Annotated in this window: 19 protein-coding genes and 1 pseudogene; 8 read left to right on the forward strand and 12 right to left on the reverse strand. The window is 60.7% G+C overall.

The genetic code is table 11. The annotated features are described in order from the left end of the window. Positions 1-11 precede the first annotated feature (11 nt). The 8 genes from fabI to gloB all read right to left on the reverse strand — a co-directional run bounded on the left by fabI (position 12) and on the right by gloB (position 10,601). The gene (gene fabI / locus AABM54_RS12220; protein WP_347905864.1) at positions 12-806 is read right to left on the reverse strand and encodes an enoyl-ACP reductase FabI; all 795 of its coding nucleotides are present in this window, start codon (positions 804-806) and stop codon (positions 12-14) included. Between the two features lie 19 nt (positions 807-825). Further along, on the reverse strand, positions 826-2,436 hold the full coding sequence (locus AABM54_RS12225; RefSeq protein WP_347905866.1) for an ABC transporter ATP-binding protein: 1,611 nt from the start codon (positions 2,434-2,436) through the stop codon (positions 826-828). Between the two features lies 1 nt (position 2,437). Then, positions 2,438-3,457 carry an ABC transporter permease gene (locus tag AABM54_RS12230; protein WP_347905867.1) on the reverse strand — a complete coding sequence of 340 codons (1,020 nt, stop codon included), beginning with the start codon at positions 3,455-3,457 and terminating at the stop codon, positions 2,438-2,440. Position 3,458: 1 nt separating this feature from the next. Next, complete coding sequence (locus AABM54_RS12235; RefSeq protein ID WP_347905869.1) at positions 3,459-4,532, reverse strand: microcin C ABC transporter permease YejB; 1,074 nt, start codon at positions 4,530-4,532, stop codon at positions 3,459-3,461. Position 4,533: 1 nt separating this feature from the next. Beyond that, the gene (locus tag AABM54_RS12240) at positions 4,534-6,375 is read right to left on the reverse strand and encodes an extracellular solute-binding protein (protein WP_347905870.1); all 1,842 of its coding nucleotides are present in this window, start codon (positions 6,373-6,375) and stop codon (positions 4,534-4,536) included. Next, positions 6,372-8,201, reverse strand: coding sequence for an extracellular solute-binding protein (locus AABM54_RS12245; RefSeq protein WP_347905872.1), 1,830 nt, complete (start codon positions 8,199-8,201; stop codon positions 6,372-6,374). Before AABM54_RS12245 ends, AABM54_RS12240 begins: the two co-directional genes overlap by 4 nt. Positions 8,202-8,314: 113 nt before the next feature. Beyond that, entirely contained in the window at positions 8,315-9,733 is a 1,419-nt protein-coding gene (locus tag AABM54_RS12250) for a LysM peptidoglycan-binding domain-containing protein (protein ID WP_347905873.1), read from the reverse strand. Positions 9,734-9,833: 100 nt separating this feature from the next. After that, the gene (gene gloB / locus AABM54_RS12255; protein WP_347905874.1) at positions 9,834-10,601 is read right to left on the reverse strand and encodes a hydroxyacylglutathione hydrolase; all 768 of its coding nucleotides are present in this window, start codon (positions 10,599-10,601) and stop codon (positions 9,834-9,836) included. Positions 10,602-10,666: 65 nt separating this feature from the next. Here gloB and AABM54_RS12260 point away from each other — a divergent pair, with 65 nt between their 5' ends. Together AABM54_RS12260 and rnhA are read left to right on the forward strand one after the other, a co-directional pair. Then, the gene (locus tag AABM54_RS12260) at positions 10,667-11,428 is read left to right on the forward strand and encodes a methyltransferase domain-containing protein (protein WP_347905876.1); all 762 of its coding nucleotides are present in this window, start codon (positions 10,667-10,669) and stop codon (positions 11,426-11,428) included. A 91-nt stretch (positions 11,429-11,519) separates the two neighbouring features. Beyond that, entirely contained in the window at positions 11,520-11,972 is a 453-nt protein-coding gene (gene rnhA, locus AABM54_RS12265; RefSeq protein ID WP_347905878.1) for a ribonuclease HI, read from the forward strand. Between the two features lie 25 nt (positions 11,973-11,997). On the opposite strand, the gene AABM54_RS12270 is transcribed toward rnhA, so the two are convergent. Continuing rightward, entirely contained in the window at positions 11,998-12,312 is a 315-nt protein-coding gene (locus AABM54_RS12270; protein ID WP_347905880.1) for a DUF2388 domain-containing protein, read from the reverse strand. Positions 12,313-12,504: 192 nt separating this feature from the next. Here AABM54_RS12270 and dnaQ point away from each other — a divergent pair, with 192 nt between their 5' ends. The 3 genes from dnaQ to AABM54_RS12285 all read left to right on the forward strand — a co-directional run bounded on the left by dnaQ (position 12,505) and on the right by AABM54_RS12285 (position 16,258). Then, on the forward strand, positions 12,505-13,266 hold the full coding sequence (dnaQ, locus tag AABM54_RS12275; RefSeq protein ID WP_347905881.1) for a DNA polymerase III subunit epsilon: 762 nt from the start codon (positions 12,505-12,507) through the stop codon (positions 13,264-13,266). Between the two features lie 119 nt (positions 13,267-13,385). After that, the gene (locus AABM54_RS12280) at positions 13,386-15,641 is read left to right on the forward strand and encodes an Orn/Lys/Arg decarboxylase N-terminal domain-containing protein (protein WP_347905883.1); all 2,256 of its coding nucleotides are present in this window, start codon (positions 13,386-13,388) and stop codon (positions 15,639-15,641) included. 14 nt (positions 15,642-15,655) lie between these two features. Then, a complete protein-coding gene (locus AABM54_RS12285; protein WP_347905885.1) occupies positions 15,656-16,258 on the forward strand; it encodes a GNAT family N-acetyltransferase in 603 nt (200 codons plus the stop codon). On the opposite strand, the gene AABM54_RS12290 is transcribed toward AABM54_RS12285, so the two are convergent. Beyond that, entirely contained in the window at positions 16,236-17,129 is an 894-nt protein-coding gene (locus tag AABM54_RS12290) for a LysR substrate-binding domain-containing protein (RefSeq protein WP_347905887.1), read from the reverse strand. The genes AABM54_RS12285 and AABM54_RS12290 overlap by 23 nt on opposite strands. Positions 17,130-17,217: 88 nt before the next feature. Further along, entirely contained in the window at positions 17,218-17,454 is a 237-nt protein-coding gene (locus tag AABM54_RS12295; RefSeq protein ID WP_347905888.1) for a hypothetical protein, read from the reverse strand. A gap of 183 nt (positions 17,455-17,637) precedes the next feature. On the opposite strand from AABM54_RS12295, the gene AABM54_RS12300 reads away from it, so the two are divergent. From AABM54_RS12300 to AABM54_RS12310, 3 genes and pseudogenes are all read left to right on the forward strand, one after another. After that, positions 17,638-18,195 (forward strand): NAD(P)H-dependent oxidoreductase, encoded by a 558-nt coding sequence (locus AABM54_RS12300; RefSeq protein ID WP_347905890.1) that lies wholly within the window; start codon positions 17,638-17,640, stop codon positions 18,193-18,195. 122 nt (positions 18,196-18,317) lie between these two features. Then, positions 18,318-18,666 (forward strand): annotated as a pseudogene (locus tag AABM54_RS12305) (metalloregulator ArsR/SmtB family transcription factor). Between the two features lie 40 nt (positions 18,667-18,706). After that, on the forward strand, positions 18,707-19,990 hold the full coding sequence (locus AABM54_RS12310) for an arsenic transporter (RefSeq protein ID WP_347905891.1): 1,284 nt from the start codon (positions 18,707-18,709) through the stop codon (positions 19,988-19,990). 5 nt (positions 19,991-19,995) lie between these two features. On the opposite strand, the gene AABM54_RS12315 is transcribed toward AABM54_RS12310, so the two are convergent. Continuing rightward, positions 19,996-20,862, reverse strand: a complete 867-nt coding sequence (locus AABM54_RS12315; protein WP_347905893.1) for a class I SAM-dependent methyltransferase — start codon at positions 20,860-20,862, stop codon at positions 19,996-19,998. Between the last annotated feature and the right edge of the window lie 2 nt (positions 20,863-20,864).

The raw sequence follows: 20,864 nt of genomic DNA on the forward strand, positions 1-20,864 counted from the left end.
CCGCGTGGGCATCACTCTTCGAGGTTGCCCATGGCGGTGGTGTTGAAGCCGCCGTCCACGTACATGATTTCGCCGCTGATGCCGGACGCCAGGTCCGAGCACAGGAACGCGCCGGCGTTGCCCACTTCTTCAATCGTGACGTTACGACGCAGCGGAGTTTGCGCTTGGTTGGCGGCCAGCATCTTGCGGAAGCTCTTGATGCCGGACGCGGCGAGCGTGCGGATCGGGCCAGCCGAGACACAGTTGACGCGGGTGCCGTCCGGGCCCAGCGAGCCGGCCAGGTAACGCACACCCGCTTCCAGCGAAGCCTTGGCCATGCCCATCACGTTGTAGTTCGGCATGGTGCGCTCGGCGCCCAGGTACGACAGGGTCAGCAGGCTGCCGTTGCGGCCCTTCATCATGTCGCGGCCAGCCTTGGCCAGGGCCACGAAGCTGTAGGCGCTGATGTCATGCGCGATGCGGAAACCGTCGCGGGTGGTGGCTTCGGTGAAGTCGCCGTCGAGCTGGTCGCCCGGGGCGAAGCCCACGGAATGCACGATGCAGTCCAGGCCGTCCCACTTTTTGCCAAGCGCCTGGAAGACCTTGGCGATTTCTTCGTCGCTGGCCACATCGCACGGGAAGCACAGCTCCGGGCTCGAGCCCCAGCCTTGTGCAAACTCTTCAACGCGGCCCTTGAGTTTGTCGTTCTGATAAGTGAAGGCAAGCTCAGCGCCCTCGCGATGCATGGCGGCAGCAATGCCGGATGCGATGGACAGTTTGCTGGCGACACCGACGATCAGTACGCGCTTACCGGCGAGAAAACCCATGTGTTGCTCCTCTTTCAGGTTAATCGACAGCTGTCGGGGCCAGGAAAGCGGCCTCCAGCAACTGCTGTGTATAAGGGTGTTGCGGCGCCGCAAAAATACGCTGCGCATCGCCTTGTTCGACCACTTGGCCGTGCTTGACCACCATCAACTGGTGGCTCAGCGCTTTCACCACCGCCAGGTCATGGCTGATAAACAGATACGTCAGGTTGTACTTGCTTTGCAGGTTGCGCAGCAGTTCAACCACCTGGCGTTGCACGGTGCGGTCCAGCGCCGAAGTCGGCTCGTCCAGCAGCATCAACGCCGGTTTTAAAACCAGTGCCCGGGCAATGGCGATACGTTGCCGTTGCCCACCGGAAAATTCGTGGGGGTAGCGGTGGCGGGTTTGCGGGTCCAGGCCTACCTCCTTGAGGGCTGCGATAATCGCCAGTTCCTGTTCGGCCGCTGTACCGATCTTGTGTATCCGCAGGCCTTCGCCGACGATTTCGCTCACGCACATCCGCGGGCTCAGGCTGCCGAACGGGTCTTGGAAAACCACCTGCATTTCCCGTCGCAGCGGTCGTACTTGCTGCTGTGACAGACCGTCGAGCGCCTTGCCTTCGAAGCGAATCGCGCCTTTGCTGGCGATCAACCGCAAGATCGCCAGGCCGAGCGTGGACTTGCCGGAACCACTTTCCCCCACGATCCCCAGCGTTTGCCCCTGCGGCAGGCTGAAGTTGATGCCGTCCACTGCCTTGACGTAATCGACGGTGTTACGCAAAAAGCCTTTCTTGATCGGGAACCAGACTTTCAAGTCCTCGACTTGCAGCAACGGCGGGCCAATCGAGTTGTTCGCCGGGGTGCCGCTGGGCTCGGCGGCCAGCAGTTCCTGAGTGTAGGGGTGCTGCGGTGCGCGGAACAGTTCTTCGCACGGCGCCTGCTCGACGATGCAACCGCGCTGCATGACACACACGCGGTGGGCAATGCGTCGCACCAGGTTCAAGTCGTGGCTGATCAGCAGCAACGCCATGCCCAGGCGCGCTTGCAGCTCCTTGAGCAGTTCGAGGATTTTCAGCTGAACGGTCACGTCCAGCGCGGTGGTAGGCTCGTCGGCAATCAGCAATTCAGGTTCGTTCGCCAGGGCCATGGCGATCATCACGCGTTGCCGCTGCCCGCCGGACAACTCATGGGGCAGGGCCTTGAGCCGTTTGTGCGGCTCGGGAATGCCCACCAGTTCCAGTAACTCCAGCGTGCGCCGGGTCGCGACCTTGCCGGTCAGGCCCTTGTGGATGCCCAGCACTTCGTTGATCTGCTTTTCAATCGAGTGCAGCGGGTTCAGCGAGGTCATCGGCTCCTGGAAAATCATCGCGATACGGTTACCGCGAATGTGCCGGATGGTTTTTTCCTTGAGCGACAGCAAGTCATGCCCGGCGTAGTTGATGGTGCCGGTAGGGTGCCGCGCCAGCGGGTAGGGCAGCAAGCGCAGGATCGAGTGAGCGGTCACCGACTTGCCCGAGCCGCTTTCGCCCACCAATGCCAGTGTTTCGCCGCGCTTGATGTCGAAACTGATGCCTTCCACCACCCGATGCACGCGTTCACCGGCCACAAACTCGACAGAGAGGTCGCGTACTTCGATCAGATTGTCCTGATTCATTTCACTTCCTCGGGTCGAAGGCATCGCGAGCGGACTCGCCGATAAACACCAGCAAACTCAACATCACCGCCAACACCGCAAAAGCGCTCATACCCAGCCACGGCGCTTGCAGGTTGGATTTGCCCTGCGCCACGAGTTCACCCAGGGACGGCGCGCCCGGCGGCAGGCCGAAGCCCAGGAAGTCCAGCGCGGTCAGGGTGCCGATGGCGCCAGTGAGAATGAACGGCATGAACGTCATGGTCGAAACCATGGCGTTGGGCAGGATGTGGCGGAACATGATCGCGCCGTTCTGCATGCCCAGCGCCCGGGCGGCGCGCACGTATTCGAGGTTGCGCCCGCGCAGGAACTCGGCGCGGACCACGTCCACCAGGCTCATCCAGGAAAACAGCAGCATGATCCCCAGCAGCCACCAGAAGTTCGGCTGTACGAAGCTGGCCAGGATGATCAGCAGGTACAGCACGGGCAGGCCGGACCAGATCTCCAGGAAACGTTGTCCCGCCAGATCGACCCAACCGCCGTAAAAGCCCTGCAAGGCTCCGGCGATGACGCCGATGATCGAGCTGAGCAGGGTCAGGGTCAGGGCAAACAGGACCGACACCCGAAAACCGTAGATCACCCGCGCGAGCACGTCGCGGCCCTGATCGTCGGTGCCCAGCCAGTTGTCTGGAGAGGGAGGCGCCGGGGCCGGGACTTTCAGGTCGTAATTGATGCTCTGGTAGCTGAACGGGATCGGTGCCCACAAGGTCCAGGCATCCTTGGCCTTGAGCAGTTCGCGGATGTAGGGGCTCTTGTAGTTGGCTTCCAGCGGGAACTCGCCGCCGAAGGTGGTTTCCGGGTAACGCTTGAGCGCCGGGAAGTACCAGCCGCCGTCGTAATGCACCACCAGCGGTTTGTCGTTGGCAATCAGCTCGGCGCCCAGGCTCAGGCCGAACAGCGCCAGGAACAGCCAGAGTGACCACCAGCCACGCTTGTTGGCTTTGAACAGCTCGAAACGTCGGCGATTGAGAGGGGAAAGGGTCATCTCAATGCTCCCGGTGTTCGAAGTCGATGCGCGGATCGACCAGGGTGTAGGTGAGGTCGCCGATCAGCTTCACCACCAACCCCAGCAGGGTGAAGATGAACAGCGTGCCGAAGACCACCGGGTAGTCACGGTTGATGGCCGCCTCGAAACTCATCAGGCCGAGGCCGTCGAGGGAGAAGATCACTTCCACCAGCAGCGAACCGGTGAAGAAGATCCCGATGAAAGCGGAGGGGAAACCGGCGATCACCAGCAGCATGGCGTTGCGGAACACATGGCCATACAGCACGCGGTGGTTGGTCAGGCCCTTGGCCTTGGCGGTGACCACGTACTGTTTGTTGATTTCGTCGAGGAAGCTGTTTTTGGTCAGCAGGGTCATGGTCGCGAAGTTGCCGATCACCAGTGCGGTCACCGGCAATGCGAGGTGCCAGAAGTAATCGAGGACCTTGCCGCTCAAGCTCAGCTCGTTGAAGTTGTTGGAAGTCAGGCCGCGCAAGGGGAACCAGTCCAGGTAACTGCCGCCGGCAAACACCACGATCAGCAGAATGGCGAACAGGAACGCCGGAATCGCATAACCGACGATGATTGCCGAACTGGTCCAGACGTCGAAATGGCTGCCGTGCCGGGTGGCCTTGGCGATCCCCAGCGGGATCGACACCAGGTACATGATCAACGTGCTCCACAGCCCGAGTGAGATCGATACCGGCATCTTTTCCTTGATCAGGTCGATGACTTTGGCGTCACGAAAGAAGCTGTCGCCGAAATCCAGGTGGGCGTAGTTCTTGATCATGATCCACAAGCGTTCCGGCGCCGATTTGTCGAAGCCGTACATCTTTTCGATTTCCTTGACCAGCGCCGGGTCCAGGCCCTGGGCGCCGCGATAGCTGGAACCGGCCACCGATACCTCGGCACCGCCGCCGGCAATGCGGCTGGTAGCGCCTTCGAAGCCTTCGAGCTTGGCGATCATCTGTTCCACCGGGCCACCGGGAGCGGCCTGGATGATGATGAAGTTGATCAGCAGAATGCCGAACAGTGTCGGGATGATCAGCAGCAATCGCCGAAAGATATACGCCAGCATGTCAGTGCTCCACGCCCGCAGGCTCGGCTTTTTCTTGGGTCAACACTTCGATGGCCGGTTTCGCGTCGGGTTTGATCCACCAGGTGTCGATGCCGATGTCGTAGGTCGGTGAGGTTTTCGGGTGGCCGATGTGGTTCCAGTAGGCCACGCGCCAGCTCTTGATGTGCCAGTTCGGGATCACGTAGTAGCCCCACTGCAGTACCCGGTCCAGCGCACGGGCATGGGCTACCAGGCTGTGGCGCGAGTCGGCGTTGATCAGTTCCTCGACCAGTACGTCGACCGCCGGGTCCTTCAGACCCATGGTGTTGCGGCTGCCGGGCTTGTCGGCACTGTCGGTTTTCCAGAACTCGCGTTGCTCGTTGCCCGGAGAGTTGGACTGCGGAAAACTGCCGACGATGATGTCGAAATCCCGTGAGCGCACGCGGGTGACGTACTGGGACACGTCGACCCGGCGAATCACCAGTTCGATTCCCAGATCGCTGAGGTTGCGCTTGAACGGCAGCAGGATGCGTTCGAACTCGGTCTGGGCCAGCAGGAACTCGATGACCACCGGTTTGCCGGTGGCGTCGACCATTTTGTCGTCGACAATCCGCCAACCCGCCTCTTGCAGGAGCTGATAGGCCTGGCGTTGTTGGGCGCGAACCATCCCGCTGCCGTCGGACACCGAGTTCTGGAAGGGTTCGGTAAAGGCCTGAACGGGGACCTTGCCCTTGAACGGTTCGAGAATCGCCAGTTGCTCGGCGTCCGGCAGGCCGGTGGCGGCCATCTCCGAGTTTTCAAAGTAACTGCGGGTGCGCACATAGGCGCCGTTGAACAGCTGTTTGTTGGTCCACTCGAAATCCAGCAACAGGCTCAGGGCCTGGCGCACGCGCACGTCCTGGAACACCGGGCGGCGCAGGTTGTAGACGAACCCTTGCATGCCGGTCGGGTTGCCGTTGGGGATCTGTTCCTTGATCAGCCGCCCTTCGGTCACCGCCGGGATGTTGAAGGCATTGGCCCAGGCCTTGGCCGTCATTTCCAGCCAGTAATCGAACTGCCCGGCCTTCAAGGCTTCCAGCGCTACGGTGTTGTCGCGGAAGTAATCGGTGGTCATCACATCAAAGTTGTAGAAGCCGCGATTGACCGGCAGGTCCTTGCCCCAATAGTCCTTGACCCGCTCATAACGGATCGAGCGCCCGGCCTTGACCTCGCCGACCTTGTACGGCCCGCTGCTCAGCGGGGCTTCCAGGTTGCCTTTGTTGAAGTCGCGGGTTTCCCACCAGTGCTTGGGCAATATCGGTATTTGGCCGAGGATCAGCGGTAATTCGCGGTTGCTGGTGTCCTTGAATTTGAACAGCACCCGCAACGGGTCTTCGGCAATCACTTCGTCGACATCGGCGTAGTAGGTGCGATAGAGCGGGGCGCCATCTTTGATCAGGGTCTGGAAGCTGAACACCACGTCTTCGGCCCGTACGGGATGGCCGTCATGGAAGCGCGCTTCGGGGCGCAGGTAGAAACGCACCCAGCTGTTGTCCGGGGCTTTTTCGATCTTGCCGGCGATCAGGCCGTACTCGGTGAACGGTTCATCCAGGCCGTGACGGGTCAGCGTGTCGTAGATCAGGAGAATGTTCCCGGCCGGCACGCCTTTGCTGATAAACGGGTTGAGGCTGTCGAAGCCACCGAATCCGGACTGGCGGAATGTGCCGCCCTTGGGGGCATCGGGGTTCACGAAGTCGAAGTATTTGAAGTTCGCCGGGTACTTGGGCGGCTCGTTGTACAGGGTCAGGGCATGTTGCGGCGCGGCGTGAGCGACGCCGACAAGTGCCGCAAAGACCAGACCCGGCAAAGTACGCAAAGACATCATTGGACGTTCTCCGAAGACTTCAGCCACCACGCATTCAGGCCCAGGGTGTAGGGCGGTGTGGTGACGAACGCGAACCGGTTGCGGTACGCCAGGCGATGATAGTTGAGATACCAGTTGGGGATACTGTAGTGCTGCCAGAGCAGTACCCGGTCCAGGGCTTTACCGGCCGCCAGTTGTTCGTCGCGGTTCTTGGCGGCCAGCAACTGTTCCAGCAGGTGGTCGACCACCGGATTGGCCACGCCCGCGTAGTTCTTGCTGCCCTTGACGCCCGCCTGGCTGGAGTGGAAGTACTGCCACTGTTCAAGGCCCGGGCTGAGGGTCTGGTCGAGGGTCATCAGGATCATATCGAAATCGAACTGGTCCAGGCGTTGCTTGTACTGGGCGCGGTCGACGGTGCGCAGATTCGCGTCGATGCCGATGCTGGCAAGGTTCTCGGCGTAGGGCTGGAGGATGCGCTCAAGGTTCGGGTTGACCAGCAGGATTTCGAAGCGCAACGGCTGCCCGGCGGCGTTTTGCAGGCGTTGGCCGTTGAGCTTCCAGCCTGCCTGCGCGAGCAGGCCGAGTGCCTGGCGCAGGGTTTCCCGGGGGATGCCCCGACCGTCGGTTTGCGGCAGGCTGAAGGGTTCGGTGAACAGTTTGGCCGGCAGTTGCTCGCGGTAGGGCGACAGCATCAGCCATTCATGGCCGACCGGGAGCCCGGTGGCGGAAAACTCACTGTTGGGGTAGTCGCTCATCGCCCGTTTGTAGGCGCCGCTGAACAGCGTGCGGTTGGTCCATTCGAAGTCGAACATCAGGCCCAGGGCTTCACGCACCTTGTCGTCGGCAAACGTGCCGCGCCGGGTGTTCATGAACAGGCCCTGGGTTTGCGTGGGGATCTGGTGGGCGATCTGTGCCTTGATCACGTCGCCGCGCCGCACGGCCGGGAAGTGATAGCCGTTGGCCCAGTTCTTGGCCTGATGCTCGATGTAAATATCGAATTCGCCAGCCTTGAACGCCTCGAAGGCCACGTCGCTGTCGCGATAGAACTCGACGTCCATCCGGTCATAGTTGTACTTGCCGCGGTTGACCGGCAAATCCTTGCCCCAGTAGTCCTTGACCCGTTCGAAGACCAGTTGCCGTCCAGGCTGGACCTGGGTGATCCGGTACGGCCCGCTGCCCAATGGCGGTTCGAAGGTGGTGGCCTTGAAGTCGCGGTCTTTCCAGTAGTGCTGCGGCAACACAGGCAGTTCGCCCAGGCGCAGGATCAGCAGCGGATTACCGGCGCGCTTGAACACAAACCGGATGCGCTGCGGGTTGAGGATGTCGACCCGTGACACTTCCTGAAGGTTGGTGCGGTACTGCGGGTGACCTTCCTTGAGCAGCAAGCGATAGGAAAATGCCACGTCATAAGCGGTGATCGGCGTGCCATCGTGAAAGCGTGCTTCGGGGCGCAGGTTGAACACCACCCAACTGCGGTCTTCGCTGTATTCGACCGACTGGGCGATCAGCCCATAACTGGACGCCGGTTCATCGCCGGACGGCGCGTACTGGCCGGTGCCGACCATCAGCGGCTCATTCAGCTCATTGATGCCGTACTGCAGGAAGTTCGGCGTGGCGACCGGGCTGGTGCCTTTGAAGGTATAGGGGTTGAGCGTATCGAAGGTGCCAAATGCCATGACGCGCAAGGTGCCGCCCTTGGGCGCTTGCGGGTTGACCCAGTCGAAGTGGGTAAATCTGGCGGGGTACTTGAGTGTGCCGAACTGCGCATAACCGTGGCTTTCGGTGATCGTTGCCAGTGCGGGAAAGCTCAAGGCCAGGCTGATGAAGAGCAGGAGGAGGGGACGCATCAAGTCAGAGATCCGATCCAGGCGGCTTGGGCTTTATGGTCGGTACAGTAACAGCTTGTATCAGCAGGAAAAAGGCCACCGCGCAAAGCCTTCCGGTGGCCTTTTTTCGACACTCAGTGCGGGGAAGATACCGTCAGCATCTGGCCGGGCTTGAGGGCCTGGCCGACGCGTGGATTCCAGCGCTTGAGGTGTTGCATCTCAACATTGAAACGCTTGGCGACGATGTACAGCGAATCGCCTTGCTTGACCTTGTACTGGGTCTGTTTCTTGTTGTTGCTGGCAACCGTAGTAGTTTTGCGGCGGGTGTCCTGCATGACCAGCGTCTGGCCAACCTTGAGGTTGTTGCCGCTCATGTTGTTCCAGCGTTGCAGGTCCTTGACGTCGACCTTGTTGGCCTTGGCGATCTGCGCCAGGTTGTCGCCGCGTTTGACCCGGTAGGCGCGCTTGAGCTTGGCCAGTTCCTGGCTGTCGGCGCCGTCGAAGACCGGTTTGAGCGCACGCTTGCTGATCAGCTCTTCGGGTTTCATGGTCGACAGGCTGGCGGTCAGCAGTTGCGCCTTCGACGTCGGCACCAGCAGGTGCTGCGGGCCGTCGATGGTGGTGCGCTGCTTGAAGGCCGGGTTGAGCTGGAACAGCTCGTCTTCGTCGATGTTGGCCACCGCGGCAACCTTGGACAGGTCCATGCGCTGGTTGATTTCGACGACTTCGAAGTAAGGTTCGTTGGCGATCGGGTTCAGGTTCACGCCGTAGGCTTCCGGCGCCAGTACCACTTGTGACAGGGCCAGCAGCTTGGGGACGTAAGCCTGGGTTTCCGACGGCAGCGGCAGGTTCCAGTAGTCGGTGGGCAGGCCGAGCTTCTCGTTACGCTCGATGGCCCGGCTCACGGTGCCTTCGCCAGCGTTGTAAGCCGCCAGGGCCAGCAGCCAATCACCGTTGAACATGTCGTGCAGGCGGGTCAGGTAGTCCATGGCTGCGGTGGTCGACGCGGTGATATCGCGGCGGCCATCGTAGAACCGGGTCTGGCGCAAGTTGAAGTAACGCCCGGTGGACGGAATGAACTGCCACAGGCCGACGGCATCCGCGCGGGAATAGGCCATCGGGTTGTAGGCGCTTTCAATCACTGGCAGCAGCGCCAGTTCGAGCGGCATGTTGCGTTCTTCAAGGCGTTCAACGATGTAATGGATGTACAGGCTGCCGCGTTCGCCGGCGTTCTCAAGGAACGAAGGGTTGCTGGCAAACCACAGGCGTTGCTGCTCGATACGCGGGTTGACGCCAAGCCCTTCCTGCAACTGGAAGCCCTGGCGCATGCGTTCCCAGACGTCCTGCGGAACCTGTGGAGCCGGTTTCTCGTTGAGCCAGACTGGCTTCTGCTTGACCCGGGTGGAGAGATTTTGAGCGTGCGCCGCGTCGGTCTGCGGCACGTGGCCGGAGCTTTGGCAGCCCGCCAGTGTGGCGGACACAGCCACTGCGATGGCCTGCGCCAAGCGCGTCAATGCGTCTGAATGGATGGATTTACGGATAGATGACGACATTGGCTGGAAGTAAGTTCCGGGCAAAAATGTCGGGCGATTCTAGAAAGCGCAGGGGGTGCGGTCAACCATTCAGAATTTTTGGACCAATAATGCCCCCCCCTTAGAACTTATCTTTCCAAGCTCTCAGGGCTGCAAAAACCTCACTTGGAGCCCGGTTATCTACCCCGTTCCGTTCGTCCACTTTTTCTTTAACAGATGTTTCACCGGTACGCAGAAACGGGTTGGTGAGCTTTTCCAGGGCGAGGGTGGAAGGCAAGGTCATGCGGCCGGACTCGCGCAGTTGACGGACTTTCTCCACGCGTTCGGCAATGTCCGGGTTGTTCGGCTCCACGGCCTGGGCGAAACGCAGGTTGCTCTGGGTGTATTCGTGGGTGCAGTAGACCAGCGTATCCTCGGGCAGCGTTGCGAGACGGCTCAGCGAATCATGCATTTGTCGGGGCGTGCCCTCGAACAGGCGCCCGCAACCGGCGGCGAACAAGGTGTCGCCACAGAACAGCAGCCCGTGGTGGTAATACGCGATATGGCCCAGGGTGTGACCTGGCACCGCATACACGTCGAACGCCCAACCGAGTACGTTGACCTGGTCGTTGTCCTGGAGCGCCACGTCGCGGGCCGGAATATTTTCGCTCGCCGGACCGTACACCGTGGCCCCGGAGATTGCTTTCAGGTGTTCGACACCGCCCACATGATCGTGGTGGTGATGGGTGACCAGGATGTCACTGAGCGTCCAGCCCGGATGAGCCGTCAACCACGCGAGCACGGGCGCGGCATCGCCGGGGTCGACCACGGTGGCACGCTGGGTGCGGTGGTCCTGTAACAACCAGATGTAGTTGTCGGTGAAGGCGGGCAGGGCACTGATCTGTATCATCGTCGGAGTCGCCAAGCGGAAAACATTGGCGCATCTTAGAACTTCTTGCCGAGTTGGAGAATGCAATGACTGATAAAGCGTTCGCTCAGGCTGATCCTGACTGGCTGACACTGATCAGTGCGGCCCGTGAGTGGCTGGCAGGTCCCCTCGGGCAGTTTTTGCTGGATGAAGAACGGCGCATGCTCGAAGACGAGTTGGGGCGGTTCTTCGGTGGTTACCTGGTGCATTACGGGCCATCGGCCGAGACCCCGCCCGCTGCGCCGCAAGTGCAGCGCAACGTGCGCCTGGGCGCACCGTTGCCCGGTGTCGAGATTGTCTGCGAAGAACAGGCCTGGCCGATCAGTGAGCACGCGGCCGATGTGGTGGTGATGCAACATGGCCTGGATTTTTGCCTGTCGCCCCACGGCTTGCTGCGTGAGGCCGCCAGCGCGGTGCGTCCCGGCGGGCATTTGCTGATTATCGGCATCAACCCCTGGAGCAGTTGGGGCTTGCGCCACGTATTCGCCCAGGATGCCTTGCGCAAGGCGCGCTGCATCTCGCCGTCGCGGGTGGCCGACTGGTTGAACCTGCTGGGCTTCGCGCTGGAGAAACGCCGCTTCGGGTGCTATCGTCCGCCGCTTGCGTCCCAGGCCTGGCAGGCTCGGCTGGCCGGGTGGGAGCGCAAGGCCGGTGACTGGCAGTTGTCTGGCGGTGGTTTCTATCTATTGGTGGCACGCAAGATCGTGGTCGGGTTACGCCCGGTGCGACAGGTGCGTCGCGAGCCGATGGGCAAACTGATTCCGCTGCCGATGGCCAAGGTCAACCGTCGCCATCATATGGACCCCTGAGTACTCTAAATTTCCGGCCGGGCCTGCGCCCGGCCTCAGGCGTTGCCGATCATTGATGGGCAAGCCACAGGCATTTTCTGGATAGATTGGCATGAGCGATAGCGTAGAACTCTTCACCGATGGCGCCTGCAAGGGCAACCCTGGCCCTGGCGGCTGGGGCGCATTGCTGGTGTGCAAGGGCGTTGAAAAAGAACTGTGGGGCGGCGAAGCCAACACCACCAACAACCGTATGGAGTTGATGGGCGCCATTCGTGGCCTGGAAGAACTCAAGCGTTCCTGCGACGTGCTGCTGGTGACCGACTCGCAGTACGTGATGAAAGGCATCAACGAGTGGATGGACAACTGGAAAAAGCGCGGCTGGAAAACCGCCGCGAAAGAGCCGGTGAAAAACGCTGACCTGTGGAAGTTGCTCGACGAGCAGGTCAACCGCCATAACGTGACGTGGAAGTGGGTACGCGGGCACATCGGCCACCACGGCAACGAACGTGCCGACCAGTTGGCCAACCGTGGCGTTGATGAAGTGCGCGGTTACAAACAAGACTGATGATTGCACCGGCACCCACAGGAAATCACAGCATCAGGATAACGGTTGCCAGTTGCTGGTCCGAGTACACCTGACCGGCCAGCACACTGCGCATCCGCTCCAGCGCCGCTTCAATCCGGACCCCGCGAATCTTCCCTTCGCTGGCCACGAATGCCGCCGCATCGTCCTTGGCGGCCACTACAATCTTGTCATCCTTGAACGAACCGCTGGTGCCCTTGGTGGAACTCATGGTCAGGCTCAGGGTAATGTCGGTGCTGATCACCAGGCTGGTCGCCCGCACGGTGGTGCTGATCAGGCTGCCCATCACCAGGGCGGTGATGAGTAGGGTTGTCGTTGTCATGAGGTGCGCAATGCCTGTGAATAATGCAGGCATGCACGCTAACAACGGACGCCTCGCCAATCTTTATGAGCTTTGCTAAGGATTGTTAAAAACTGCGCAGCGCGCTCTGCCCGTCGGCAAGCGCCCCGGTGCCCAAGAGCATGCTAAAATCCGCGCCTTTTGCACGATAGACCCGTTGAGAGCTGACCACTGATGGCCAACAGATCCGTTGTACTCGATACCGAAACCACCGGCATGCCGGTGACCGACGGCCACCGGATTATCGAAATCGGTTGCGTCGAGTTGATCGGTCGGCGCCTGACCGGCCGGCATTTCCACGTTTACTTGCAACCGGACCGCGAGAGTGACGAGGGCGCGATTGGCGTCCACGGCATCACCAACGAGTTCCTGGTGGGCAAGCCGCGTTTCGCTGAAGTGGCCGATGAGTTCTTTGAATTCATCAAGGGCGCGCAGCTGATCATCCATAACGCGGCGTTCGACGTCGGCTTCATCAATAACGAATTCGCCCTGATGGGCCAGAAAGATCGGGCTGACATCACGCAGCACTGCTCGATCCTCGACACCCTGATGATGGCGCGTGAGCGTCACCCGGGGCAGCGCAACAGCCTCGATGCCTTGTGCAAACGCTACGGCGTCGACAACTCCGGCCGTGAGCTGCACGGCGCATTGCTCGACTCGGAGATTCTTGCCGACGTCTACCTGACCATGACCGGCGGCCAGACCAGCCTGTCGCTGGCCGGTAACGCCTCTGACGGCAACGGCTCGGGTGAAGGTTCGGGTAACCGTGCCAGCGAGATTCGTCGTTTGCCAGTGGATCGCCAGCCAACCCGCATCATTCGCGCCAGCGAAGCGGACCTGGCAGCCCACGCTGCCCGGCTTGAAATCATTGCCAAATCCGCCGGTGCCCCGGCACTGTGGACTCAGTTGCTCGAGGCCGAAAACCCGGCTCAGTAATGTGGGCGGGCGACCTTTTGTTACAAGACAGCGCGCCGTGGGATGACGTGCAGTGCCTCAAGCTTCTACGCTGAGGTCATTGGCAGGCCACGGCCCGCCGCTTCAGGACGCCGAGCCCCATGTACAAAGACTTGAAATTCCCGATCCTTATCGTTCACCGCGACATCAAGGCCGACACGGTCGCCGGTGATCGGGTGCGCGGTATCGCCCGGGAGCTGGAGCAGGAAGGTTTCAGCATTTTCTCGGCGGTCGATTACGCCGAAGGACGGCTGGTCGCGTCGACGCACCACGGCCTGGCCTGCATGCTGATTGCCGCCGAAGGCGCCGGGGAAAACACCCATCTGTTACAGAACATGGTCGAGTTGATTCGCCTGGCCCGTGTTCGTGCGCCGCACCTGCCGATTTTTGCCTTGGGCGAACAGGTCACGCTGGAAAACGCTCCGGCCGATGCCATGAGTGAGCTCAACCAGTTGCGCGGCATTCTTTACCTGTTCGAAGACACCGTACCGTTCCTCGCCCGGCAAGTGGCGCGGGCAGCGCGCAACTACCTCGATGGTCTGTTGCCACCGTTTTTCAAAGCGTTGGTGCAGCACACCGCCGACTCCAACTATTCCTGGCACACCCCCGGCCATGGCGGCGGCGTGGCCTACCATAAAAGCCCGGTGGGGCAAGCGTTTCATCAGTTTTTTGGTGAGAACACCTTGCGTTCGGACTTGTCGGTTTCGGTGCCGGAGCTGGGTTCGTTGCTTGATCACACCGGTCCGCTGGCCGAAGCCGAGGCACGTGCAGCGCTGAACTTTGGTGCCGACCACACGTTCTTCGTGATCAACGGCACCTCGACCGCCAACAAGATTGTCTGGCACGCCATGGTTGGGCGCGACGATCTGGTGCTGGTGGACCGCAACTGCCATAAATCGGTGTTGCACGCGATCATCATGACCGGGGCGATCCCGCTGTACCTGTGCCCTGAACGTAACGAGCTGGGGATTATCGGGCCGATTCCACTGAGCGAGTTCAGTCGCGAGTCGATCCAGGCCAAGATCGACGCCAGCCCGCTGACGGTGGGTCGGGTGCCCAAAGTCAAAATGGCCGTGGTCACCAACTCTACCTACGACGGCCTCTGTTACAACGCCGAGCTGATCAAGCAAAGCCTGGGCAACAGCGTCGAGGTGCTGCATTTCGATGAGGCCTGGTACGCCTATGCGGCGTTTCACGAGTTTTTCGCCGGGCGTTACGGCATGGGCACTTCGCGCACCGCCGACAGCCCGCTGGTGTTCACGACTCACTCGACGCATAAGCTGCTCGCGGCGTTCAGCCAGGCGTCGATGATTCATGTGCAGGACGGTGGCGCCCGGCAACTGGACCGTGACCGTTTCAACGAAGCGTTCATGATGCACATCTCGACGTCGCCGCAATACAGCATCATCGCTTCACTGGACGTAGCGTCGGCCATGATGGAAGGTCCGGCCGGCCGGTCGCTGTTGCAGGAAATGTTTGATGAGGCCCTGAGTTTTCGTCGTGCGCTGGCCAATTTGCGTCAGCACATCGCCGCGGATGACTGGTGGTTTTCCATCTGGCAGCCACCCTCGGTGGAAGGCATCGACCGGGTCGTCACCGAAGACTGGCTGTTGCAGCCCGATGCCGATTGGCATGGCTTTGGCGGAGTAACGGACGACTATGTGCTGCTCGACCCGATCAAGGTGACCCTGGTCATGCCCGGCCTGACGGCGGGTGGCGCCCTGAGCGCGCGCGGGATTCCGGCGGCGGTGGTCAGCAAGTTTCTCTGGGAGCGCGGGCTGGTGGTCGAGAAGACCGGTCTGTATTCGTTCCTGGTGCTGTTTTCCATGGGCATTACCAAAGGCAAATGGAGCACGCTGTTGACCGAACTGCTGGAGTTCAAGCGCAGCTACGACGCCAACACCAGTCTGGTGACCTGCCTGCCGTGCATCGCCCGGCAGGATGTCGCGCGTTATCAGGGCATGGGGTTGCGCGATCTGTGCGATCAACTGCACGCCTGTTACCGCAGCAATGCCACGGCCAAACACTTGAAGCGCATGTACACCGTGCTCCCGGACATCGCCATGAAACCGGCCGATGCCTACGATCATCTGGTTCGTGGCGAGGTCGAGGCCGTCTCGATCGATGCGTTGCAGGGCCGTATCGCTGCGGTAATGCTGGTGCCGTACCCACCGGGGATTCCGCTGATCATGCCCGGCGAACGCTTCACCGAGTCGACCCGTTCGATCAACGATTACCTGGCGTTTGCCCGCACCTTCGACAGCAGCTTTCCGGGCTTTGTTGCCGATGTGCATGGCTTGCAACATGAAGACGAGGGCAATGGGCGGGTCTATACCGTCGATTGCATCAAGGTTTGAGGACGTTTCCCAGCATGCAACCGGTCATGAACCCCAAGCACCCCGGACTCGCGGTGCGCGTCGCCGACGAGGGCTTTGCCCCATATGTCTGGGGCAGCGATTTCAGTTTCAATGTCAGTGCCTACGCCACGCCGCAACTGGGGCAAGCAGTCGAGCAGTGGCCGCTTGAGGCGATCACCCCGTATCGCAAGTGCTACGGCATTGATCCGGAGGAGTTCAGCAGCTTTCGCGATGCGCCCGACAGCGAGATTTTCATGGCGTTCCTGGACGACTGTCCGGTCGGGCACGTGGTGGTCAGCACTAACTGGAACGGCTTTGCCCATATCGACGAACTGGCAGTGCATGCTCCGGCACGCCGTCATGGCGTGGCCAAGGCTTTACTGGACGTTGCGCAGTTCTGGAGTCGCAAGAAGAAGCTGCCGGGCATCATGCTGGAAACCCAGAACAACAACCTTGGCGCCTGTCGGCTCTATGAGCGCTGCGGGTATGTGTTGGGCGGGATCGACCATCTGCGTTATCGCGGGATCGACCCGAACACCGCCGAGGTGGCGATTTTCTGGTATCGCCTGTTTGATAACCCGCTGGAGAGCGTGCTCAACTCGTCAACAGCGTTGTAGCTTGCTCGGTGATGATGGCCAGCAGTGTTTGTGTTGCAGGCGAGGGCGTGGCATTGGCCAGGGTCAGGGCGTAAAGGCTGATCGGCACGGCGGGTGACACGGGGCAGACATCCAGCCCGCTGGCCTTGGCGCCGCGTGCGGTGAACGGGTCGACGATGGCCAGACCTTCCCCGGCCTCGACCATGCAGCGCATCATCTGGTGGGTCTGCACGCGTGTCTGGATCACCGGCGCGGGGCGCAAGGCCTGCAACTTGCTGTCGAACACTGCATTCAGCGGGTCATGTCCTTCCAGCCCCAACAACGCCTGACCGGCCAGGTCTTGCAGGGCAATGTATTTTTGCTTGGGTTGCAGCCAGCCGTGAGGGGCGAGCAACTGGAGCTTGCCCTGGGCGATTGCCTGGCAGTGGATATCGCTGTGTTCGGGGTCATGCAGGCTCAAACCCAGGTCGCTTTCGCGCAGCAGCAGGCTCCTGACGATGTCGCGGGTGGGCTGGGCGAGGAGTGAGCAAGGGACATCGGGGATGCGGCGGCGCAAGGCCGCGATGCTGTGTGGCAACAAGTGTTCTGCCAGCGGCGGGGTGCAGATGATTCGCAGCGGTGGCGCCTGGTACTGCTTGAGGCTGCTGGCGAGCCGTTGCAGCGGTTCAATGGCTTCGTAGACGTGGGCAATCTCGACGTGCAGCTCACGTGCTTCGCGGGTCGCCTGCAAGCGCCCACGTACACTGGCGAACAGCATGAAACCGAGTTGCCCCTCGGCGTCGCGCAAAATCCCTTCGACCTCAGCCACCGACAACTGCAGCATTTCGGCGGCGGTGCCCAAATGGCTGGTTTGCAGGAGCGCCTGGATCACTTCGATATGACGTAAACGCATGCGTGAAGTCCATGTTCAGCAGGTGAGGGATTCAGTGACTGAATCCTAACCCAAGTCCGCGCATATGACTTCTGCTCATAACGGCGGGTTATGAGGCAACGTTGGTTTCCGGTTCGCGGATGATGGTGACATTTGACTGCACCAACAAGAACTCATTCTCGTCGAGCTTGTTGACGCGATCGCCAATGGCCAGACGATAGGTGGTGACGGGCTCCGAGCCGGCGATGCCGTCTGAAGACGGGGTGGATTCCTGGAACTCATGCACTGAATAGACACGGCCTTCGGCGTCTCTTGCATGGAATTGTCCGACGAGTACTGCTGCCATCTGCTTAGAACCTCTGGAGATAAGACACTCAATTTGCGGTTCTGTAGACCGTCGTTAAGCGCGGTAAGTTTTCCTGCGGGAAAAAAATAGTCGAGTGGGGCGATTCTGTGAATCGGCGTGCATTGATTGCACCGAATCATCTATAACTACTGGCTCCTTTAGCCAGATAGTCGGGAACTCCCCATGAGCAAGGTTTATACGGTTGCTGTGCTGGTCGGTAGCTTGAGAAAACAGTCGATCAACCGCAAAGTCGCGTTGGCGCTGGCCGAATTGGCTCCGGCAAATCTCAAGCTGAACATCGTCGAAATTGGCGATTTGCCACTCTACAACGAAGACATCGACGTAGCACCGCCCGCAGCCTACAGCACTTTCCGAAATCAGGTGAGCTCATCCGACGCAGTGCTGTTCGTGACACCGGAATACAACCGCTCGGTTCCGGCCCCCATGAAGAACGCGATTGACGTCGGTTCGCGGCCTTATGGCAAGAGTGCCTGGAGTGGCAAGCCGGGTGCCGTGATCAGCGCATCGCCCGGCGCCATTGGCGGTTTTGGTGCCAATCACCATCTGCGTCAGTCGCTGGTGTTCCTCGATGTGCCTTGCATGCAGCAGCCCGAGGCCTACCTGAGCGGCGCAGGCTCGATGTTTGATGAGGCAGGCAAGTTATCCGAAGCGACGAGGCCGTTCCTGCAAAAATTTATCGATGCCTATGGCGCCTGGGTCGAGTTGCACAAGAAGGCCTGACGCAATGCCGGACGGTGCGCGGGGATACCGCGCGCCATTCGGGGATGATTGAACCCGTGGCTTTACGGGATGGGCGCAATTCAATATATTCGCCAATCCATATGTGTTTCGATTTCCTGCTCATGTCCGAAATCCTCAATCCCACAGAGCTGTTCAAGGCTCTGGCCGACGAAACCCGCAGCCGAATTGCCTTGCTGGTTGTTCGCGAAGGCGAGCTGTGCGTGTGCGAGCTGACCGCAGCGCTGGAGCTCAGCCAACCTAAAATCTCTCGCCATCTGGCGCAGTTGCGCAGCACCGGGGTACTGGCGGATCGCCGTCAGGGGCAATGGATTTTTTATCGCCTGCACCCGCAACTGTCGCCATGGGCGGTCACTTTGCTGCAAGGCACGCTTGAGGCCAATCAGGCCCTGGCTCGCTGCCGACGTGCAGCGCTTGCAAGCCATGAACGAGCGGCCGACACGCTGCTGCTGATTCCTACCTTTCACATTCTGTTATTCAAAGGCTGTTGCGCATGCTGACCGCGTCGTTGATTTTTCTGCTGACCATTACCTTGGTGATCTGGCAACCCAAAGGCCTGGGCGTTGGCTGGAGTGCCGTGCTGGGCGCTGTGCTGGCGCTGTTGGCCGGCGTGGTGCAGGTCAGCGATATTGCGGTGGTCTGGGAGATCATCTGGAACGCCACCGGGACTTTTGTTGCACTGATCATCATCAGCCTGCTGCTGGACGAGGCCGGGTTCTTTGCCTGGGCGGCGTTGCATGTTGCGCGTTGGGGGCGCGGCAGCGGACGCAAGCTGTTCGCCTACATGGTGTTGCTGGGGGCGCTGGTGTCAGCCTTGTTTGCCAATGACGGCGCGGCGCTGATCCTCACGCCGATTGTCATCTCGATGCTGCTGGCGTTGCGTTTTTCAAAAACCGCGACCCTGGCATTTGTGATGGGCGCCGGGTTTATCGCCGACACCGCGAGCCTGCCGCTGGTGGTGTCGAACCTGGTCAACATTGTTTCGGCGGACTTTTTTCACATCGGTTTCAATCGCTACGCGGCGGTGATGGTGCCGGTGAACCTGGTGAGTGTCGGCGCGACGCTGGCGGTATTGATGTGGTTTTTTCGTCGAGACATTCCGCGTGATTATGCTCCCGAAGACCTGGCAGACCCGGCCAGTGCAATCCACGACAAAGCCACGTTCATGGCTGGCTGGTGCGTGTTGGTGATTTTGCTGCTCGGCTGTTTTGTCCTGGAAGCCTGGGGCATTCCCATCAGTGCAATCTCGGCGGTGTGCGCTGCGTTGCTGTTGGCCATTGCCGCACGAGGGCACAAGATCTCCACGCGCAAGGTGATGAAAGAGGCGCCCTGGCACATCGTGATTTTTTCGCTGGGCATGTACCTCGTGGTGTACGGCTTGCGCAACGCGGGCCTGACCGCGTACCTGGCCGGCTGGCTCGACGTTTTTGCCGGTTACGGGGTGTGGGGCGCCGCGATGGGCACCGGGCTGCTGACCGCGCTGCTGTCCTCGATCATGAACAACCTGCCGACCGTGCTGATTGGCGCCTTGTCGATTGATGCCAGCCAGGCCACGGGGGTGGTGAAGGAGGCGATGGTCTACGCCAACGTGATCGGCAGTGACCTGGGGCCGAAAATCACGCCGATCGGCAGCCTGGCCACGTTGCTCTGGCTGCATGTGCTGGAACGCAAGGACATCCTCATCGGTTGGGGGTACTACTTCAAGGTCGGGATCGTGCTGACGGTGCCGGTATTGCTGGTGACCCTGGCCGCCCTGGCGATGAGGTTGTCCGTTTGACGGGTTTATTCCGGGCGCTGGATCATGAAGCCAATGCCCGCAGGTTTGAGGAATAACTCCAGCAAGGTGTCTTGCTGACGGCGTGGGAGGTGCTCGCAGCGCTCAATCAGCGTCTTCGACCACGCCAGGGCGCTCGGCGCAGGCCAGGGCGCGCCGTTGGCCTCGAAGATCTGGATGAAGTTGAAGCCAGCCTGCTCAACGAGGCCGTAGAGCTCTTCTACCCGGAAATCGCCGTCGCGAGGGTGATAGACCACGTCGTGAAGGTTGATCAGTTTTTCTTGTTCGGTTTTCTCTTCGCCATAGACCAGCGGGCGGAAATGCGCCGGGATCAGGTCCTCGATCAGCTTCAATCTGTCGGGGTGGGACGCGTCGATCGCCAGGTGCGTGAGCATTTCGCGCAGATCATGCAGCTCCCGGCGCCCCAGCGAAGCGTAAGTCCAGAGGTAGCAATAGCCACCTGGTCGCACGAAGTTGAACAGTTTGTTCAAGCCTGCCTGGATGTCATGCAGGTGATGGAGTACGCCGTGGCAATAGACAAAATCAAAGCCCTTGAGATCGGGATTGTCCTCGTTCAGGTCACGCTGCTCGAACGTCAGGTTGGCGACTTCCCTGGAGACTTTGAGGTCACGGGCATAACGAATCGAGTTCTGTGAGCGGTCAAAGGCCAGGATTTCAAGCTCCGGGCACTGTTCGGCCCAGTCGACGGTGACGCAGCCCGTGCCGCAACCGACTTCAAGGGCGCGCCCCTTGATCGCCTTGCTCCTGATCGCCGGGATCAGGAATGTCCCCGCGTAATCGTTGTGGTTGCCAAAGGTGGGGTAAGGGTATGCCTCGTACATCCCGATCACCTGGTTATCCTTGTCCTTATCCATAC

The sequence above is a fragment of the Pseudomonas purpurea genome (assembly GCF_039908635.1).
Classification (GTDB): Bacteria; Pseudomonadota; Gammaproteobacteria; order Pseudomonadales; family Pseudomonadaceae; genus Aquipseudomonas; species Aquipseudomonas purpurea.

Coding starts and splice junctions, on each gene's coding strand:
- AABM54_RS12225 (WP_347905866.1), bottom strand. CDS start 2,436: ATGAATCAGGACAATCTGATCGAAGTACGCGACCTCTCTGTCGAGTTT.
- AABM54_RS12285 (WP_347905885.1), top strand. CDS start 15,656: ATGCAACCGGTCATGAACCCCAAGCACCCCGGACTCGCGGTGCGCGTC.
- AABM54_RS12310 (WP_347905891.1), top strand. CDS start 18,707: ATGCTGACCGCGTCGTTGATTTTTCTGCTGACCATTACCTTGGTGATC.
- rnhA (WP_347905878.1), top strand. CDS start 11,520: ATGAGCGATAGCGTAGAACTCTTCACCGATGGCGCCTGCAAGGGCAAC.
- AABM54_RS12260 (WP_347905876.1), top strand. CDS start 10,667: ATGACTGATAAAGCGTTCGCTCAGGCTGATCCTGACTGGCTGACACTG.
- AABM54_RS12270 (WP_347905880.1), bottom strand. CDS start 12,312: ATGACAACGACAACCCTACTCATCACCGCCCTGGTGATGGGCAGCCTG.
- AABM54_RS12295 (WP_347905888.1), bottom strand. CDS start 17,454: ATGGCAGCAGTACTCGTCGGACAATTCCATGCAAGAGACGCCGAAGGC.
- dnaQ (WP_347905881.1), top strand. CDS start 12,505: ATGGCCAACAGATCCGTTGTACTCGATACCGAAACCACCGGCATGCCG.
- AABM54_RS12230 (WP_347905867.1), bottom strand. CDS start 3,457: ATGACCCTTTCCCCTCTCAATCGCCGACGTTTCGAGCTGTTCAAAGCC.
- AABM54_RS12240 (WP_347905870.1), bottom strand. CDS start 6,375: ATGATGTCTTTGCGTACTTTGCCGGGTCTGGTCTTTGCGGCACTTGTC.
- fabI (WP_347905864.1), bottom strand. CDS start 806: ATGGGTTTTCTCGCCGGTAAGCGCGTACTGATCGTCGGTGTCGCCAGC.
- AABM54_RS12280 (WP_347905883.1), top strand. CDS start 13,386: ATGTACAAAGACTTGAAATTCCCGATCCTTATCGTTCACCGCGACATC.
- AABM54_RS12235 (WP_347905869.1), bottom strand. CDS start 4,532: ATGCTGGCGTATATCTTTCGGCGATTGCTGCTGATCATCCCGACACTG.
- AABM54_RS12245 (WP_347905872.1), bottom strand. CDS start 8,201: ATGCGTCCCCTCCTCCTGCTCTTCATCAGCCTGGCCTTGAGCTTTCCC.
- AABM54_RS12300 (WP_347905890.1), top strand. CDS start 17,638: ATGAGCAAGGTTTATACGGTTGCTGTGCTGGTCGGTAGCTTGAGAAAA.
- AABM54_RS12290 (WP_347905887.1), bottom strand. CDS start 17,129: ATGCGTTTACGTCATATCGAAGTGATCCAGGCGCTCCTGCAAACCAGC.
- AABM54_RS12250 (WP_347905873.1), bottom strand. CDS start 9,733: ATGTCGTCATCTATCCGTAAATCCATCCATTCAGACGCATTGACGCGC.
- AABM54_RS12315 (WP_347905893.1), bottom strand. CDS start 20,862: ATGGATAAGGACAAGGATAACCAGGTGATCGGGATGTACGAGGCATAC.
- gloB (WP_347905874.1), bottom strand. CDS start 10,601: ATGATACAGATCAGTGCCCTGCCCGCCTTCACCGACAACTACATCTGG.